Here is a 17794-nt window from a genome sequence, read left to right as displayed (position 1 = left end):
TTTAATGTAAATGCATTTATTTGTTGGATTTATCAAGACAGGATTAAACGTGAGTTTATTGACTTCGTAATGCGAAGGTCGTAGGTTCGACTCCTCTTACCGGCACCAGATCTCGCAAACAACAACGCCGCATATTTTATGCGGCGTTGTTGTTTGTACGACCCTCAGGCTTGCATCGTACTGGCCAGTATGGACATGCCCCACAGTACGAGCCCTTTCATTTTCCGCTCTGGCCAGCAGCGTGAACAGGGTTGCCCGGCCGAGCTGCTGGTACGTCAAACCATGGCTCTGTCTATATCAGCAGCAGATTGTCCTGCTGACGGGTGGCGGTCACCAGCACCGGGATGGACTTTGAGGTCGGGGTGAACGAGCCCTCCCCTATGCTGTCGATGGGCACCAGCGGGTTGGTTTCGGGATAGTAGGCCGCGATATTGCCCTGCGGAATCTCATAGATCACCACGTTGAATCCGGTAACAATCCGCTCGCGCCCGTCGTTGCAGATGGCCGCCATGTCGACCCGATCCCCTTCGGCAAAGCCAAGCTGGCGGGCATCCGCCTCGTTCATGAACACCACGTTGCGCTGACCCTTGATGCCGCGATAGCGGTCATCCATGCCGTAGATGGTGGTGTTGTACTGATCGTGGGAGCGCAGGCTCTGCAGCAGCAACACCGGCTGATCCACCATCTGTTCGGCATGGCGGGTACACTCCGGCAGCACCGAGTGCGGCAGGGTGCTGGCACGAAACTCGGCGCTGCCGCTGGCGGTATTCCAGGTCAGTAGCGCCGCGGAGTTGTCCAGATGAAAACCGCACGGCTGCTGGATGCGGGCATTGAAATCGGCAAAACCGGCGATGGTCTGCTCGATGAGATCACGGATGCGGCCATAGTCATCGCGCAGGGCCAGCCAGTCGACTCGCTCGCTGCCCACGGTGGCATGAGCCATCCGCGCGACTATGTCGGTCTCGGAGAGGCAGTGCGGCGACACCGGCTCGGCCGCACCGGTCGAGGCGTGCACCATGCTGAAGGTGTCCTCCACCGTTATTTTCTGGTTGCCGGTGCGCTGGATATCGAGCTCGGTGCGGCCAAGGCAGGGCAGGATCAACGCCGCCTTGCCCACCTGCAGATGGCTGCGGTTGAGCTTGGTGCTGATCTGCACGTTGAGCTCGGCCTGCTTCATCGCCCGATAGGTAAAGTCGGTATCGGGCGCCGCTGCCGCCAAGTTGCCGCCCAGACAGATGAGCACCTTGCTCTTGCCCTCATGCAGCGCCTTGAGCGCCTCATAGACATTGTGACCGCGGGCCCGCGGCAGGCTCACCCGCAGGTGACGTTCGAGCCGGTCGATAAAGGCCGCTGTCGGCTTCTCGTTGATCCCCATGGTGCGGTTGCCCTGCACGTTGCTGTGGCCCCGTACCGGACAGAGCCCCGCCCCCGGCTTGCCAATCTGGCCGCGCATCAGGTGCAGGTTGACGATTTCGCGGATGGTGTCGACCGAGTGCAGATGCTGGGTCAGCCCCATGGCCCAGCAGCTGATGACGCTGCGGCTGGCGGCAAAGACCCGGGCAGCCTGCACGATCTCGGCGCGAGTCAGGCCGGATTGCCGTTCGATCTCGGCCCAGCCAGTGGCGCGCACCTGCGCCTCGTACTCGTCAAAATGGTGGGTGTGGCGGGCGATAAAGTCGCGATCCACCACCTGTGGCGCCTCTTCCAACATGTACTTGGCCATACCGCGTATGGCGGCCATGTCGCCGCCCAGTTTGGGTGTCAGGTATTGGTGGCTGATGGTGGTGGCCGCCGGGGTCAACAGCTCGAGCGGGCTCTGCGGGCTGGCGAAGCGCTCGAGGGCCACCTCTTTCAAGTTGTTGAAGCTGACGATCTTGCAGCCATTGCGCGCCGCTTTACGCAGGGCATTCATCATGCGCGGGTGGTTGGTGCCCGGGTTCTGGCCATAGACGAACACCGCATCAGCCTGATCGAAGTCATCCAGCACCACGGTGCCCTTGCCGATACCGACCGACTGGATCAGCGCCAACCCGCTCGCCTCGTGGCACATGTTGGAGCAGTCGGGGAAGTTGTTGGTACCAAACAGGCGGCCAAACAGCTGATATAGATAAGAAGCCTCGTTGCTGGCACGCCCAGAGGTGTAGAACTCCACCTCGTCCGGGCTGGCAAGCCCCTTGAGGGTATCGGCAATCAGGGCGAAGGCGTCGTCCCAGCTTATCGGCTCGTAGTGATCGGTCGCCGGGTTGTAGCGCATCGGCTCGGTCAGCCGCCCCTGATACTCCAGCCAGTAGTCGCTCTGGCTGGCCAGTTGGCGTACCGAGTGGGCCGCGAAAAACTCGGCCCCCACCGTCTTGCCGGTGGACTCCCACGCCACCGCCTTGGCACCGTTTTCGCAGAACTGGAAGGCGCCGTGATCGTTGTCACCCCAGGCGCAGCCAGGGCAGTCGAAGCCATCGGTCTGATTGACCCGCAACAGATTCTTGATGTTCTGACGGGTCTTCTGGCTGCGCAACACCTGCTTCATGGTGGACTGCAGGGACGAAAAACCGCCTGCTTTGGCAGGCTTTTCAATATGACTCATGGCACTCTCCGATGGGATCCGCCGGGCGATAGCTGGAGTAGCTGACCGGGGCATCAAACTTGGGAATATGAACGACGTTGAGGTTGTATTTGAGGGCCAGCCTGACCGCCAGCTGGCTGGGCGATGCCAGACAGATGAGATGGCGGGCACCGAAGCGGGCGGCTTTTTGCACCAGCTCGCTGCCGCAGCGACTGGTTACCACCAGGGTGTCGCACGCACTGTGCTGACGCAGCAGCAGGCCGATCAGCTTGTCGAGGGCATTGTGGCGCCCGATATCTTCCCGACAGTGCAGGATCCGGCCCTCGGCATCCAGCGCCAGCGCCGCATGCAGGGCGCCGTACTGCTGACCCTTGAGCTGCCACCGGGTGATCTGCGGGCGCAGGCCTGCCAGCAAGCCGCCATCAAGCGGTGGGGTGAGCGGCAGAGATGGCAAGGGGGGAAACGCCTGCTCGACGGCCTCCACACCACAGATGCCACAGCCGGTGACGCCGGTCAGCCTGCGCCGACGCAGTTGTAGCTGCGCCATACAACGATTGGCAATGGTCACATCCAGCACAAAGCCATGTTCAGCGGAGGCGACCCGAATATCGTGCACATCGTGGTTGTGCTCAATGATCGACTCGCAGAACAGAAAACCGATGGCAAAATCGTCGAGATCGTCCGGCGTCGCCATCATCACCGCATGGTTGATGCCATTGATATTGATGGAAACCGCCACCTCCTCCACCAGATGATCGAGCGAAGGCAAGGCAGGTGGATTGGCAGGGGTGCCGACTGAGCAGGGCGCAGGCATGAAAGGTTGGCCTAAAAATGTAATCCGCATTCAAGTTTAAAGAGCACGGCCAGGCAAAACCAATGAATTAAATCTATCTCCTGATAGATTCATTCTATTGACGAAGATTTTTCAATTGATTAATTTTGGCAACAACGCCTCCCACTCACCCGCAAGATCGCCATGAACATCAAGCAACTGCACTATTTTCACGAACTGGCCAAGCATCGCCATTTTGCCAAGGCAGCCAAAGCCTGCCACATCACCCAGCCCACCCTGTCGGCCAGCATCACGGCGCTGGAAAAAAACCTCGGTACGGATCTGGTACTGCGAACCAGCCAGTTTGTCGCCTTGACCGAGGCAGGCGAGCTGGTGCGCCAGTACGCCGAGCGGATGTTGCTGGAGCAGGAGGCGCTAAAACAGGAGCTCGCGCTGTTTCATGGCGAGCTGTCCGGTACCTTGCGCATCGGCATAGTGCCGCAATCCAATGTCGACATCATGCCGTTTATCGCCAGGTGCAAGCAGCGTTATCCTGATATCGTCATTCGTCTGTCGGTGCTGAGCAATGAAGCCCTGCTGTCACAACTGGCGCTCCATCAGTGCGATATCGGGCTGGGGTTTGACGTCCCCTCCGGCGATCCCAACAAGCGGACCTTTCACATCTACCCGCAGGGGCAAAACCGGATGGCAGTGCTGATGCACCGCAGCGCAGCAACGCCCCTCCCCTCAGATGCCCCCATGACCCTCGCCAGCCTGCGACAGCAGCCGCTGGTATTGCCGAGCCGCACCATGCAGTTTCGCAACTATCTGGATCTCGCGGCAGAGCGAGCGGGGATCCCGCTCAACGTAGTGCTGGAGACCGACTCCCTGTTCCATCTGGTGAGCGCAGTGCGCCATCGGCTGGGCTGGGCCATCGTCAGTGCCGGTCTCGCCCACTCCGCCAGCCAGCTTTCGGATCTGGTCTGTCAGCCTCTGGAGCAGCTCGACGCAGGCACCACCGTTTTTCTTACCCGCCAGCAGAGTGTCACCCCTGCCATGCGAGCCTTTCTCGATCTGGCAACAAAAGAAGCAAACCCACTTCACACTGCTGATTAATGTTTCAGTACCCTATTGCGCCAAGTATCACGCCACTACAGCATGGTTTTTCAGAAAAAACGTCCCGGCAGCAATACACGCAACAGGTCAAGAATTGCCATGATTCATTTTCTCTTACTGTTAGGGGGTAAGAACAAGCAGTTGATTTTCCCCAGCTGGCTCGTCGTTTAACACTATGACTGTTTGGGTCTGTTTTTACGAAAAACACCCTCACTTCGCCTATTTATAAAGCTCTTATGCCATATCTGGCATCATTTCCTCTTTGTAATGAGATCGCTGCCACTGACATATCATCTGGTTCACCCAAAACAGGCTCTGTAGTGTAAATAACATCGCCAGCGGGTTATCTATTTTCAGTTGTCCCTGTATGTCGCGATGCAGTTGGATGATGCGAAACGCGTAGCCCTCTTTGGTGAAAATATTGGCCCTCATATATTCAGCATTAATTCTTGCATGGCTGCCTTGGTGACACTGGGAGCTTAGGTGATGGTGGCCTCCACCAAAGCCCCCTGAATTATCATAATGCCTGTCGTTGGTTAATGAACTTGAAAATATGCGGGCCAAGCACGTGCCTGAAATTAATAATAATGATGCGACCAGGGTTTGCATTACGAATGAACTCACTGTCGACGAAGATGAGAGGATTAATCATGAAGTGCCCGTCATTCGACTCCGAATGGAGTTCAATAGCTCATATCAGACTTTCTCTCCGCCCCTTAAAATTATAGGCAAACTAATTAGCATATATCGCAATATTGAAAATCATCATTAAGCACGCCAGAAATACAGACACAACTATAAATTTAAATAATCTTTCGCAGTTTTAAACCTTTTTGTTATCACATACCCACCGATTCCAAACATATTGATGACACCATCAACCAACCAAACCTCATAACCAATTGCGCCAGCCTTAATTGTCAACCTCAAAAATTGACTATAATAAATCTCAGAGTCATGTGCGATGGACATTGCATGCTCAAGTTTCATCTCATCACAATGAAGCTGAATATTTACCTCTGGTAATTCATGAGGACTTTGATAGGTTGAACCATCATTAAAATGCAATGTAGTCTTACGTAGACGATAGTCTACCGAGTATGATATACATCCCATATTTATTATTGTGCTAATAACTATACCATCCGATAAGACACCTGGACGAGTATGCCTCACATACTCCGCAACCACACTCATAGCAGATACATCCATATCTATTCCTTATAGTTAATATCCCAAGCATATAAAATTGCTATGATGTAGCATCATGCTGATATCGTATCTTGCCAAGTTAAGATATTTATTGTTTGTTTTTTTACGAATTTTTAATGACCGTTTACGAAAAGATCTATTTTCGACACCTAATATTTCAAGCAATAAACATCAGCTATCTTTGATAATATATATCACTCATATCAGCGTCTTCACGACCACGCAACTCCACATAGGATTCAATCAGGTTACATAAAGTCATGTCGCCGGGTAACTAAACCCACCAACACAGGGTCCCAAATTGCACCACATGCTTCAATATGAGTTAGTGCCGAATTATCTTACTGAAGAAAATGGTGTCCTTTTGGCTCATGAATTGATATGGCAATCATGACATCATCCTGACATTTCTATGCGCTCTATGTGTTGTACCTGCGTTGTACAACCGCGCATTCCTTTCTGATTGCCCGTGAGCCAATCGAATCATGAATACATATTTACCACCTCATAACAACTTTCTATATCATATTGTTTTTTAAGAAAATTTAAAAATCACACTTCACAAGATATTCACCCATAATAAGATAAGCGAACACTTCAGGTTTTTCTAATCCATTCACATACAAGGAGTCATTAGAACATCATAATTTTTAATTCATTTTAATGTTCTTGAACTTCATCCACACCTATGCAAATCTAATACTCAGAATTAAATAACAAAAAAAGATTTTATTTTATGGAAAAGATAAACTCATTGATGCTTGGGGGTTATTTATGTCAACTGTCTATGTAGTAAGAAACTCTATATTATCCGAGTATGAGCGATTGGTAAGGAAATTATCTGGCAATCCTCAAGCATATCTCAAACACTTTGGAATAACATCTGCTCAGCTTAGAGAACCGCAGGGCTACTTATCTCATGACTTGGTGTGCCGTCTGTTAGAATTTACTGCAAAAGAACTCAACAACCCATGTTTTGGGTTTATGTTTGCCAATATAAAATCCACAATTTTACTGGGTGGGCTTGAGCTTGCCGCATTTATTCAACCGACAGTTGAAGATGCCATCGAGTTTATAAAGCCGGTTTATTATTTACATGCAAATGGCACTTTTCTTACCTCATCCAGCTCACATGACAGACAGCGACTTGCGTTGACATATAATTTTGACAAACATAATGAATACATTCATATCTATCAACTTGCGACACAAAGAATATATAATTTACTATCTGCCAGGCTGAGCTTTGACACAACCAAGCTGAACGTACACTTGACCCAGTCAGCACCGGCATCTCCATCAATCCCACTGAACCATATCATTTTTAATTCAGATTTCAATGGCTTGTCGTTTCCTCAATCCTGGCTGGAATCTGAGTTCTCAATGGACAAGGAAAGCCTGACTTTTTTTATGACCAACCATCTCAATGAACTTAAAGAAGTCTATCCAGATAATTTATTGACGATGGTGTCACATACGATAAGTACAATCCTTCCAAGCGGAGAGTGTAGTATTGAAAAGGTCGCACGCTCACTTGATCTACATCCTAGAACGCTGCAGCTCAGATTAAAAGAGATCGGTTGTAACTATAATGAATTATTGAAAGAATGCCGGCTGCAGATTGCCATAAACAGTCTCAAAGAAAAAGATGTCAACATGACGGACATAGCATTAAATCTTGGCTATTCAGACGTATCCACATTTAGTAAGAACTTCAAGGACTGGACAGGCCAATCACCATCCATATGGAGAAAAGACCAAAAAACATAAGCCCAGCGATATAAACTTTATCAATTTCACAGTTATAAAAATGTCATGCTGATGCACCATAGCCATGATGCATCAGCATGATGCCATCATATATTATGCCGAATGACAACGCTTAATTACAATTCACTTCATTTTATAAAACACGCCATGTATTCCCCTCCTTATCGGTTGATACCAACACATAATGAACCCTTAAGAGACACACACACTCATGTATATAGACTCCTTTTAATGGTGGGATGGATGAGCATACGTCCAACTCATTGAACCTGTGCTAACACCAGTTGAAAACTTGATATTTTGCGCATCTTTTTTGATTAAAAACATAACTGTATTTCAGTTCAGCTTCGCAACAGGAAGTTATCCAGATAATACAAGGTTCATGATCCGACGATACACAACCATCCCAACTAGCCAACCACGAGAATCTACTATGCAACACGAATCCGACTCTGAATTGGAGCGTCGTCTGTTTAACAAATTACTGGATGTACTGATTAAAGCCGGCCTGATCCTGGCATTGGTCATCACTTGTTACGGTATCTTCGCCCCCTTTCTGACGTTGATGTTGTGGGCCCTGATTCTGGCGGTGACTCTCTATCCCTTCCAGCAGGTATTGGCGGCCAGGTTGAACGGTAAACAGGGGCAAGCAGCCATCTTGCTGGTCATGGGCGGGCTGGTGCTGCTCGTATTGCCAACGGCCTTGCTGACCAGTTCGCTGGCCGATACTGTGACCGGTTTTATCCACGATATCCGCAGCAACAGCCTTCATTTACCACCGCCTGCGGAATCCATCGCCAACTGGCCTGTCATCGGCAAACGGCTCTACCCTATCTGGCAGCAGGCGGCAACCGATCTGCCAGCCTTCATCCAAAGCATGCAACCCAAGATTGGCAACTTGTCCAAAGCCGCGCTCAGTATGGTGGCCAGCATGGGGACCGGGTTGCTGCAGTTCATTTTTGCCTTCGTGATCGCAGGCATCATCATGGCCTATGGTCAGCCGGGCCAACAAGGGGCACGCGCCATCTCGGGCCGGATTATGGGTAAGCGTGGGGATGAATTCGTCCTGCTCTGCACCGCCACTATCCGTGCCGTCGCACAGGGTGTGATCGGGGTGGCCTTCATTCAGGCCATGCTGATTGGACTGGCGATGGCACTGGCGGGTATCCCGGCCTCCGGTCTGCTCTCTCTGGTTGCCTTGATCCTGGGGATCGCCCAGATACCTGCCGCGCTCATTTTCATTCCCGCCATCATCTACATATGGACCAGTGGTGACTACAGCACCCCATCGGCCATCGCCTATTCGGTTTTGCTGATCATCTCCGGCATGGCAGACAACGTGCTCAAACCCATTCTGCTTGGCCGAGGTGTCGATGCTCCCATGCCGGTCATCTTGCTGGGAGCGCTGGGAGGCATGGTGTCAGGCGGGATCCTGGGCATGTTTGTCGGGGCAACGTTGCTTGCCATTGGCTATCAGATATTCATGGCCTGGGTCACCGAGCACCATCTCCCCTCGCCTCTCATCACGACAGAATCATAAAGATGTACTCTGAAACTCCAACCATGAAACGCCATGCCGGCAGCATACCGATCGGCATCGCTCTGCTCGGCCCCCTGTTGCTGAGCGCCTGCGCCACGCTGGGCCCGGATTACGTCAGACCAGAAGCGGAAGCCATCACGGGCTGGAAAGGAGGTGCCCTCAACCAGGCCAGTGCCGATAGGCGAGTAGAACGCAATGATGCCTGGTGGACGGCGTTCAAGGATCCCGTGCTTGACGCCTTGATCCATGAGGCCATGACCCGTAACCATAGCGTCCGCGCAACCGGGTTGCGCATTCTGGAGGCCAGAGCCCAGCTCGGGATTGCCGACAGCAGCCGTTACCCACAATTGCAGCAGGTCAATGGCAGTGCCCTGCAAACCGGTCAATTACGCGATGGGTCTGATACACACGCCATGACCTATGGTATCGGTGCCAATCTCGGCTGGGAGATCGACTTCTGGGGCAAGTTCCAGCGCAGTATCGAAGCTGCGGATGCCAGCTACTTTGCCACCCTCGCCCAGTATGACGATATCCAGGTTCTGATGGCGGCACAGGTGGCCAGCCTCTATGTCAGTATCCGTACACTGGAGGCCCGGCTGCAGATAGCCCATGAAAATGCCCGTCTGCAAGCTCGCAGTCTGGAGATCACCCAGAAACTGTTTCGCAGCGGCAACAGTGACGAACTGGATGTACAGCAGGCCAGAACACAGTATCTCAGCACCCTCGCCAGCATTCCGGCCATCGAGGCCAGTTTGCGTCAAGGCCAGAATGCCCTGGGCATCCTGCTGGCCAGGGCCCCGGGACCGTTACCCGAGATGAGCGGTGACACAGGCAAGATTCCCCACGCCACCCTGGCGCTGGCAATGGAGATGCCTGCCGATCTGATCCGGCGACGTCCGGATGTGCGCGCGGCCGAGCGGCAGATGGCAGCCCAATCCGCACTCATTGGCGTCAGAGAAGCGGAACTCTACCCTTCATTGACACTGCTGGGCTCGGTGGGATTGTCGACGACCTCCCTTGCAGGCAGCAGCTCCACCCTGGAGTGGGGGATGGGGCCCAGCGTTAAATGGAATGTATTTGACCATGGCCTGCTCAGCAATGCCGTGCTGGTACAGGATGCCCGCTTTCAGCAGCTCAGGGAAAATTATCAGGAAACCTTGCTGCGGGCGGCCCGTGAAATAGACGATGCCGCCATTGGCTTTGCTAGAAGCGAAGAGCAGATCAGCCTGCTGGAACAGAGCGAGCTGGCCGCCAGGCGATCCCTTGATATTGCCAATATACGCTACCGCGAAGGCATGGCGGACTTCCAGCGCGTACTCGACTCCCAACGAGCACTGTTCAACCAGCAGGAGCGGTTAATCAGCAGCCGGGGCGATGTCATGCTCAACCTGATCTCGCTCTACAAGGCAATGGGGGGAGGATGGCAGCAGGGACGCAACCGCCCCTTGCTGGACGAAGAGAGCCGCCGACAGATGCAATCTCGCAATCAATGGGGGTCTTTGTTGACCGATCCCCTGCCCGCGCCCGACGCCCCCTAATGTCATGACGAGAAGATGATGAGCCAAGAAGCCACTACCCCGCCCACCACCCAACCGCCACCACCTGGAAGAGGCTCCCGTATCGGCACCTTGCTGCTGCTGAGCCTGCTGCTATTGAGCCTGCTTTGGTACTTCGCGGCCGATCGACTGACCCCTTACAGCACTCAGGCTCGCGTGCAGGCTTTCGTTGTGCCTGTTGCCGCCCAGGTCTCGGGCCAGGTCAGCCAGGTGCTGGTCAAGAACAATGACGAGGTGGTTTCGGGCCAGCCATTGTTTACGCTGGATCCAAGCCAGTACCAGATCGCATTGCAACGAGCCAACGCCGACTATGACTCAGTACGGCGATCGGTCAATGCCACCGGGGCGGGTGTCATTGCCGCCCAAGCGTCACTGCAAGCGGCCAGGGCCAATGCCGTCAAGGCAGAACAGGATGCCAGTCGCCAGGAACGTCTCTATGCCGAGGATCCGGGCGCCATTTCTGTGCGCCGACTGGAAGTTGCCAGAGCCACCCGGATACAGGCACAGAGTCAGGTCAAGGCCGCAGAGGCCAGTCTGACCCAGGCCAGGGAAGCTGCCGGTGCACAGGGAGAAAACAACGCTCAGCTCGTCAGCGCCCGTTCCGCCATCGAGAAGGCGGAGCTGGACCTTGCCAATACCCGTGTACTGGCCCCATCACGCGGATTGGTCACGGATCTGCGCACCGATGCGGGTCAGTTCGCCTCGGCAGGTGCGCCCGCCATGACGCTGATCGCCATTCACGATGTCTGGATCAGCGCCGACATGACGGAGAACAACCTCGGCAACATGGCACCGGGAAATAGCGTCGCCATCGTGCTCGATGTCATGCCGGGTCATGTTTTCAAAGGCAAGGTACGCAGCCTTGGCAACGGGGTGAGCTCGGGAAGCCAGGCCGCAGCAGGCAGCCTGCCGACGGTGCAAAACAATCGCGACTGGTTGCGTCAGGCTCAGCGCTTTCCGGTTGCCATCGAATTTGAGCCGGGTGAGTTGAAGGCGGTGACCGGGATCCGGGTCGGAGGCCAGGCAGAGGTGCTGGTATACAGCGGTGACAGCGGCTTGATGAACACCCTGGGTGCAGGCTTTATCAGACTGATGAGCATGCTCTCCTACTTCTATTGAGTGGCCAACACATGCCATACGGAGGATATCCTTGAAGATGCATCGGGCCGACAAGGCCGCACTGCGCCTCACTCTGGGGGTGGGGCTCAGCGTCCTCATCACCTATGGGCTGGCACTTCCCCAACCTCATCTCAGCTGTCTGGTGGTGATCCTGCTACTGTGCAAACCTGGTCCGCCCATTCCTCCTCTCAAGGGGCTCCTGATGGGCGGGGCTCTCATGGTGTTGATGGCGGCCGGGGTCATGATGGTTCCCCTGCTTGAACACTATGCCGCCAGTGCCCTGATGCTGATCGCCATGGTGCTCTATGCGCTTTTTTATCTTGGGCTCAAAAGTGCCAACCCCCTGCTGACCCTGTTGATCATCACCTTTACCCTGATCCCGGTGGCTGGCGTTGCCGAACAGGCGCTCGCCTTCATGGTGATCCAGGCGCTGGCGATCGGTGTCATGCTGGGTGCACTCATCAGCACAGTCTCCCACAATCTGTTTCCTGACGAGCCCGGCCTGGCAGTCAAAAGCAGGCCGCTGAGCGCAGAGGATGCAGGCTGGATCGCGTTGCGGGCAGTGATCATCGTGCTGCCGGTGCTGATAATGGCGCTGCAGGATCCCGGTCACTACCTGGCCGCCATCATGAAGACGGTGGCGTTGAGTCAGCAGGCCTGTACCATGCGGGCACGCCATGCTGGCAAAGAGTTGATTGGTTCCACCCTGACGGGCGCACTCGTCGCAACCATCGCCTGGGCCGGGCTCGCGCTTTGGCCCACGCTGTGGATGTTGATGCTGTGGGTAATGATTGGCGCCCTCTGGTTGGGACAGCGGCTATTTAGCGTCACACAGAGCCGACTGCCCCCTTCCTACTGGAGCAATGGCTTGATGACCATGATCATCTTGCTGGGGCCCGCCATCCAGGACAGTGCCAACGGTAAAGATGTGATGCAGGCCTCCCTGTTTAGACTCGGTCTGTTTCTGCTGGTCGCCGGTTATGCCTGGGGAGCGGTCTGGACACTGGAGCGCTGGCGAAAACACCGGACGGCCCCCCTTTTGACACCAGCCAATGACGAGGCCTCACCATGTTCCCCCTGATACTGACAAACCTGCTGGTGGGGCTGCCCATCATGATGATCTGTCTGATCCTGCAAGCCACGCTGACCTTTCTGGCGGTGCGCTTTTACATCGATCGGGTGCACACGGCCGCACAACCAGGTCATCTCAGTCAGGGACTCATTCCCCTGTTGGCCATCATGGTACTGCTGATATTGGGCAACCTAACCCAGATCATGATCTGGGGAGGGCTGTTCCTCTTGCTGGGTGAATTCGATGCCCTGTACGAAGCCATCTATCACTCCGGGGTCAACTTCACCTCGCTCGGTTATGGCGATATTGTCATGAGCCACTCTTGGAAGTTATTAGGACCGCTTGAAGCCGCCAATGGTGTCTTGATGTTCGGTATGACAGGGGCAGCATTGATGGCCGTGTTACAGGCGCTGATCAAGGCACAACTGAAGCGGAAAATGCGAAGGGAATGAAACCACGGCCACAATAAAAAACGGCAGGTTAACCACCTGCCGTTGATGCCGCGCGCTCATCCGCGTCCGTGATACGCTGACAAACTGCCGTCAAAGAACGTGGAATGCCACGAGCCACAAGAAAACAGCGCTCTGAACACCATGGCAACCGACTTATGTATTCTCTTTCTGCCATTGCAACGGAGAGATCCCTGTCCATGACTTGAAATTACGGCTGAAAGTAGACACGTCCGAGAATCCCAGCTCAAATGCCACATCCGTTACACGATATTGCTCAAACTTCAATAAATTACAGGCAAGCTCCTGTCGACATTTCTGCAAAATTTTACCGTAGGAGCTTCCTTCCTCCTTCAACCTTAATTGCAGAGTGCGCACCCCACACTGCAATGTTTTTGCAACACGCGGCATGGAACAGTCTCCCTCTTTGAGAAACCGGATCACCACAGTGCTGACCATTTCCGAGTAAGAGTGAGGAAACTCTTTAACTAGCGCCATCATATATTGATCGACGAATTGCAAAATATGTTCGTTGTCGATATTGAAGCCACACGTCAGCCATTCACTGGGAAAGCTGACACCATCAAACTCCGCATCAAATATCACCGAATCAAACTCTTTATCAATCGACGCGGGTTTTGGCTGGCGTAGATGGATTTTTAACTGACCAATGTCATCGACCACCAGTGTGGATAGATAGTTGTGCAAATGCTGGGACGATGATTGCCTCAGCTCGTTATAGCCATGCTCCCTGATGAACTCATAATTAATCATTATATGGGTATGTTCACCATCGACGGCCCTGGTCAGTAGCTGGCCGTATGCGAACAGATATGAATGCGAGAGCAAATAATCTAGCGCCGCATCAAGGCTCGGCTGCAAGCGCAATGACAGTGATAAAGGGCCAAGCAGGTCGGGACCATGGCGGTGAGCCAACCTCAGCCCAAATAATGGGTCATGGAGTTTCACTGCCGTGTAATTTAATAAATCTGCATATGCCAGATACGACAAGTAGCCATCTGGGTTGGCAATATCTGACGCACTCAACTCGACCAGCCCGAGCAATTCACTGGCATCGCCACCCATCTCGGACACCAACTGCTCGTAGCCGCTCAGTGTGACATTGCTGACAAGGAATATATTCATCGTGCTGTTCCTGCGTTACAAAAAACAAAATAGCAGAGCCATATGCTATGCCTGCACCTGGAAAAAGAACTCCATATGAGATAGCGATGGGACTCGCGAGCAGCAATAAGCCGCATCCCCCCCAAAACATGACAGCAATATTTTATACAATTGCAGCAACCAAACTTTGTCATTTGCGAACAATAGTTGCCCAACTACGAAACGCATCACTAAAACAACTTGGCGCCTGTACCAGGCACCATTCAAAGCCATCGCATTTGATATGTATTTCATCGCAATAACTCATGCGCAATTCGACGATGACTGTTTAGAATGCAACGATGGCAACAATATTGACTGATTGATTAATTCAACATGCTGGACATGTCATCCATACCGACACTGGACTATCATGATGAATGAACATTTGTTCTCTTTAACGTGAAAGGTAACAATATGAAAAGAATCGCTATTTTTTGTTTTTTGTTATCCAGCATGGCTCAAGCCGGGATAGTTAACCCGGATTGCAATGCTCAAAAGGCAATGAAAAGTGCCGCCATGAATGCCACCATAGGGGTGGGTGGCAGATGCTCGGCCACCGAAGCCGCCAAGGATACGATCACCGACAACAGCAAAATTGATGAGAAAGTAGAAAAAATAAACGATACCAAGGATGGGCTGTCAAACAAGAAGGATGATATTAAAAATACCGTTGAAAAAACTAAAAAATAATAGTTACCAAATCATATGAGGGCGCTTCCATCAAGATCACCCGAAGCCGCCCTCCCATAACACAAGCGCCCCCATAATATGCAGACTATTGAACCGCCACGCTATTTACAGGTCGCACACTGGATGCTGGCGCAACAGAAGCCACTACGCTCAAGGGAGGTGGCCTTGGCACTGGACCTGCCCCCCAAGTTGATCAGCTCCGATTTTTCAATCATGCGGCAGCGTCAGGATATTATTGTCTTCATCGAGCAACAGGTAAGAATTCGAGGAGTGTTACAGGCAGCTATCAAGATCATCGAGATTCATCCCTATATCCTTGATGCCAGGCGCCGCCCTTTTCGACGCCAAGTCGGCCAGACCAAGAATCACCCAACGGGTTACAGCTGGAAAAAGCTGCTCTCTTCACGCTGGGGTAAATTAAGCCCTGAAACCTGAATCACTTATCTACTTGGCCAATATTATCTGGCAATGCACCTACATCCCTTACGCCTTCCCCCTCCATCACAACATATTGTCTTCTGCCTACACCACCAAAAATCCTCGTTATTATTTCGGTCAGGGATATTAAATGCTTCATTTCGATTCATTGCTCTCGTTCCTCTGCACCCTATCTTTTGAACAAAAAAAACCCATGCATAAAGCATGGGTCAATAATAACACAGGTAACTGCGACAAATGAAAAGATGACTCATTACCGAGTAGAGACTTTGTCACATCAGGAAGGATACGAAAAAAGACAAGCTGTTTACCCAACAATGATAACTGAAACAACCTGAATATAACCTGTCAGGCGCCAAGAAAAATAGATCCCCCGCGTATTTATAAAAAAAGCCAACTCGTTCGAGTTGGCTAACAACAATACTCATTGAATAACATGCTTAACAACACCAACACGTGGCTCAATACGCGCTGACATGATGATTATCACCACCTTCAGCTGAATGTAGATTGAACCAGAATATTAATCCCCAGCAATAGTCACATATTATGAAAGCCGTGCTCATGACGGCAACGCGCTGCCAAGATGGGCGATAAAACACACCCATCCCTTTGCAGAGAGCTGGCATTGTACTTATGTGATTGCAGTCTATTCATCATGCTGACTTAAACCATCGGCCATGGAGCTGTGACCCATGCTCACGCCCCTGGTGGTTTCATCCTCCGGCAGCGCGATGACGGATGGCGATGGACTAACACCACAACCGTGCAAGTGATAATGAATAAAAAGGATGAGCGCCGCAGCACTCACCCTTTTAATGGAAAGATAGTTCTACTATCGAAATTACAAGAGTGCCAATTCAGCCGTGATGACGGCGCTAACCTGTACCCGCTCACCGGCGGTGATGCTGGAAATAGGCGCATCATTGGCCACGTTGACGGCCAGCGCATAGCCATCCTTGATGGTGCTGCCCGTGGTCAGTGCATTGCCATTCGCCACGAAGGTGAGGTTGGCACCGCTCATGTCAGCGGTCGAGGCATCGACCGTGTAGGCCGCCAGGCCCCATTTTACATTGCCAGAGACAGGATCGCCGACCACTGGCGTGGTGGCATCACCCAGATTATCGTGGGCCTCTACATTGATCGCGGTAGAGCTGAAGGTGCCGTCTTTTTTGACATTCAAGAAACCGGCCCGGATCGGCCCCCCCAACTCCCCGGTGATCACCACCTTGTCACTGGCAACGGAGAAGGGCACCAGTCCTTTCCAGGTCAGCGTCTCCGCCGCTTGGGTGGGCAATAATGCGGCATTGGCATTAGCAGCAAGCAAAAATGAGCCTACAGATACCAATAAAGTTATTTTTCTCATGTTGTCATCTCCCAAGTTATTTTTACACATAATTTTAGCTAGGTACAAAAAATATATTTACACACAATACATGTAAATATTTCAACGCGTATAACATACGAAAACGTCGAATTTATTTCAATGAAAACTTAAATCACATCTCTTAATCAGCACAATTATCATCAAAAAAAATCAAGAGAACACAGTTCATACCTGTATTTAAAATGGGAAGGCCATCGGACGTAACGTGTCCTCCCCATTAATGACTACATTTATATAAACTATGGATTTACTGCGTAAATAAGTTGAGACCAACCAGCGCAGATGCCATAGCTCCCATTATAATAAAGGTTAATTTTACCACTTCCAGCCTTAAGACCAGTAAGTTTAAAGCCATCAGTCGAATTTCCCGTAACCGAGAGATATGTAGTACCCGTTTCCATATAGGCTGACGTAGGTATTACCGATTGGCCACCCGGTGTTCTCAAAAGAATGTCATCTGTTGCTCCGACCAAAACAGAATCGTATGGGCTTGGGACAAGTTCAAGCGTGCATGTCATGAAACTAACACTAACAGTTATTTTTGAAATTGCGGAGTGCAATACCCCCCCCTCAATATATGTCGCAGTGATGTCTGTGCTACCCGCTCCCTTACCTGTCACCAAACCTGTAGCGTTGACCGTGGCCACGCCGCTGTTCGAGCTGCTGTAGGTAGTGCCACTGGTAGTCACCGTCTTGGTCGTACTGTCACTGTAGTGGGCCGTGGCTACCAGTTGCTTGGTCGCCCCCACCGAGATGCTGGCACTGGTTGGCGACACAGACAAACTGCTGTAGCTGACTGCCGGAGCAGTGACGGTCACCACTGAGGTGGAAATATACTGAGTACCATTTTCAGTATATTTAGCTGTGATCGTTGCGCTGCCGGTGCCATTCCCAAAGACATATCCACTCTGTGATACTGACGCGACAGATGCATTTGAGCTAGACC

The 17794-nt window shown here is 52.2% G+C and carries 16 protein-coding genes; 9 read left to right on the top strand and 7 right to left on the bottom strand.

Annotated elements, in window-relative coordinates; translation table 11 throughout:
- Positions 1–292: 292 nt before the first annotated feature.
- A complete protein-coding gene (locus ACW5XD_RS13570; RefSeq protein ID WP_456495345.1) occupies positions 293–2581 on the bottom strand; it encodes an FdhF/YdeP family oxidoreductase in 2289 nt (762 codons plus the stop codon).
- Positions 2568–3374 (bottom strand): formate dehydrogenase accessory sulfurtransferase FdhD, encoded by an 807-nt coding sequence (locus tag ACW5XD_RS13565; RefSeq protein WP_456495344.1) that lies wholly within the window; start codon positions 3372–3374, stop codon positions 2568–2570. Before ACW5XD_RS13565 ends, ACW5XD_RS13570 begins: the two co-directional genes overlap by 14 nt.
- Before the next feature lie 162 nt (positions 3375–3536).
- Between ACW5XD_RS13565 and ACW5XD_RS13560 the strand changes: the two genes are divergently transcribed.
- On the top strand, positions 3537–4448 hold the full coding sequence (locus tag ACW5XD_RS13560; protein WP_456495343.1) for a LysR family transcriptional regulator: 912 nt from the start codon (positions 3537–3539) through the stop codon (positions 4446–4448).
- 234 nt (positions 4449–4682) lie between these two features.
- On the opposite strand, the gene ACW5XD_RS13555 is transcribed toward ACW5XD_RS13560, so the two are convergent.
- Both ACW5XD_RS13555 and ACW5XD_RS13550 read right to left on the bottom strand, forming a co-directional pair.
- Positions 4683–5057 carry a hypothetical protein gene (locus ACW5XD_RS13555; protein WP_456495342.1) on the bottom strand — a complete coding sequence of 125 codons (375 nt, stop codon included), beginning with the start codon at positions 5055–5057 and terminating at the stop codon, positions 4683–4685.
- A gap of 186 nt (positions 5058–5243) precedes the next feature.
- Complete coding sequence (locus ACW5XD_RS13550) at positions 5244–5660, bottom strand: hypothetical protein (protein WP_456495341.1); 417 nt, start codon at positions 5658–5660, stop codon at positions 5244–5246.
- A gap of 774 nt (positions 5661–6434) precedes the next feature.
- Between ACW5XD_RS13550 and ACW5XD_RS13545 the strand changes: the two genes are divergently transcribed.
- The 6 genes from ACW5XD_RS13545 to ACW5XD_RS13520 all read left to right on the top strand — a co-directional run bounded on the left by ACW5XD_RS13545 (position 6435) and on the right by ACW5XD_RS13520 (position 13169).
- The gene (locus tag ACW5XD_RS13545; RefSeq protein ID WP_456495340.1) at positions 6435–7430 is read left to right on the top strand and encodes a helix-turn-helix domain-containing protein; all 996 of its coding nucleotides are present in this window, start codon (positions 6435–6437) and stop codon (positions 7428–7430) included.
- Positions 7431–7863: 433 nt separating this feature from the next.
- Complete coding sequence (locus ACW5XD_RS13540) at positions 7864–8970, top strand: AI-2E family transporter (RefSeq protein WP_456495339.1); 1107 nt, start codon at positions 7864–7866, stop codon at positions 8968–8970.
- A 23-nt stretch (positions 8971–8993) separates the two neighbouring features.
- Positions 8994–10508, top strand: a complete 1515-nt coding sequence (locus ACW5XD_RS13535) for an efflux transporter outer membrane subunit (RefSeq protein WP_456495338.1) — start codon at positions 8994–8996, stop codon at positions 10506–10508.
- 15 nt (positions 10509–10523) lie between these two features.
- Positions 10524–11645 carry an HlyD family secretion protein gene (locus ACW5XD_RS13530; RefSeq protein ID WP_456495337.1) on the top strand — a complete coding sequence of 374 codons (1122 nt, stop codon included), beginning with the start codon at positions 10524–10526 and terminating at the stop codon, positions 11643–11645.
- Between the two features lie 37 nt (positions 11646–11682).
- Complete coding sequence (locus ACW5XD_RS13525; RefSeq protein WP_456495416.1) at positions 11683–12726, top strand: DUF2955 domain-containing protein; 1044 nt, start codon at positions 11683–11685, stop codon at positions 12724–12726.
- A complete protein-coding gene (locus ACW5XD_RS13520) occupies positions 12714–13169 on the top strand; it encodes an ion channel (protein WP_456495336.1) in 456 nt (151 codons plus the stop codon). The genes ACW5XD_RS13525 and ACW5XD_RS13520 overlap by 13 nt, the downstream gene beginning before the upstream one ends.
- Positions 13170–13322: 153 nt before the next feature.
- Here the strand turns inward: ACW5XD_RS13520 and ACW5XD_RS13515 are convergent, their stop codons facing one another.
- On the bottom strand, positions 13323–14312 hold the full coding sequence (locus ACW5XD_RS13515; protein ID WP_456495335.1) for a helix-turn-helix domain-containing protein: 990 nt from the start codon (positions 14310–14312) through the stop codon (positions 13323–13325).
- Between the two features lie 435 nt (positions 14313–14747).
- Here ACW5XD_RS13515 and ACW5XD_RS13510 point away from each other — a divergent pair, with 435 nt between their 5' ends.
- Positions 14748–15023, top strand: a complete 276-nt coding sequence (locus tag ACW5XD_RS13510) for a hypothetical protein (protein ID WP_456495334.1) — start codon at positions 14748–14750, stop codon at positions 15021–15023.
- Positions 15024–15188: 165 nt separating this feature from the next.
- A complete protein-coding gene (locus ACW5XD_RS13505) occupies positions 15189–15458 on the top strand; it encodes a hypothetical protein (protein WP_456495333.1) in 270 nt (89 codons plus the stop codon).
- Between the two features lie 847 nt (positions 15459–16305).
- On the opposite strand, the gene ACW5XD_RS13500 is transcribed toward ACW5XD_RS13505, so the two are convergent.
- Positions 16306–16788, bottom strand: coding sequence for a hypothetical protein (locus ACW5XD_RS13500; RefSeq protein WP_456495332.1), 483 nt, complete (start codon positions 16786–16788; stop codon positions 16306–16308).
- 299 nt (positions 16789–17087) lie between these two features.
- Positions 17088–17794 (bottom strand): Ig-like domain-containing protein (locus tag ACW5XD_RS13495; protein ID WP_456495331.1); only part of this gene is annotated, 707 nt, incomplete at its 5' end.

The organism is Aeromonas enterica (assembly GCF_054052465.1).
This window is presented reverse-complemented; position numbering and strand designations above follow the sequence as displayed.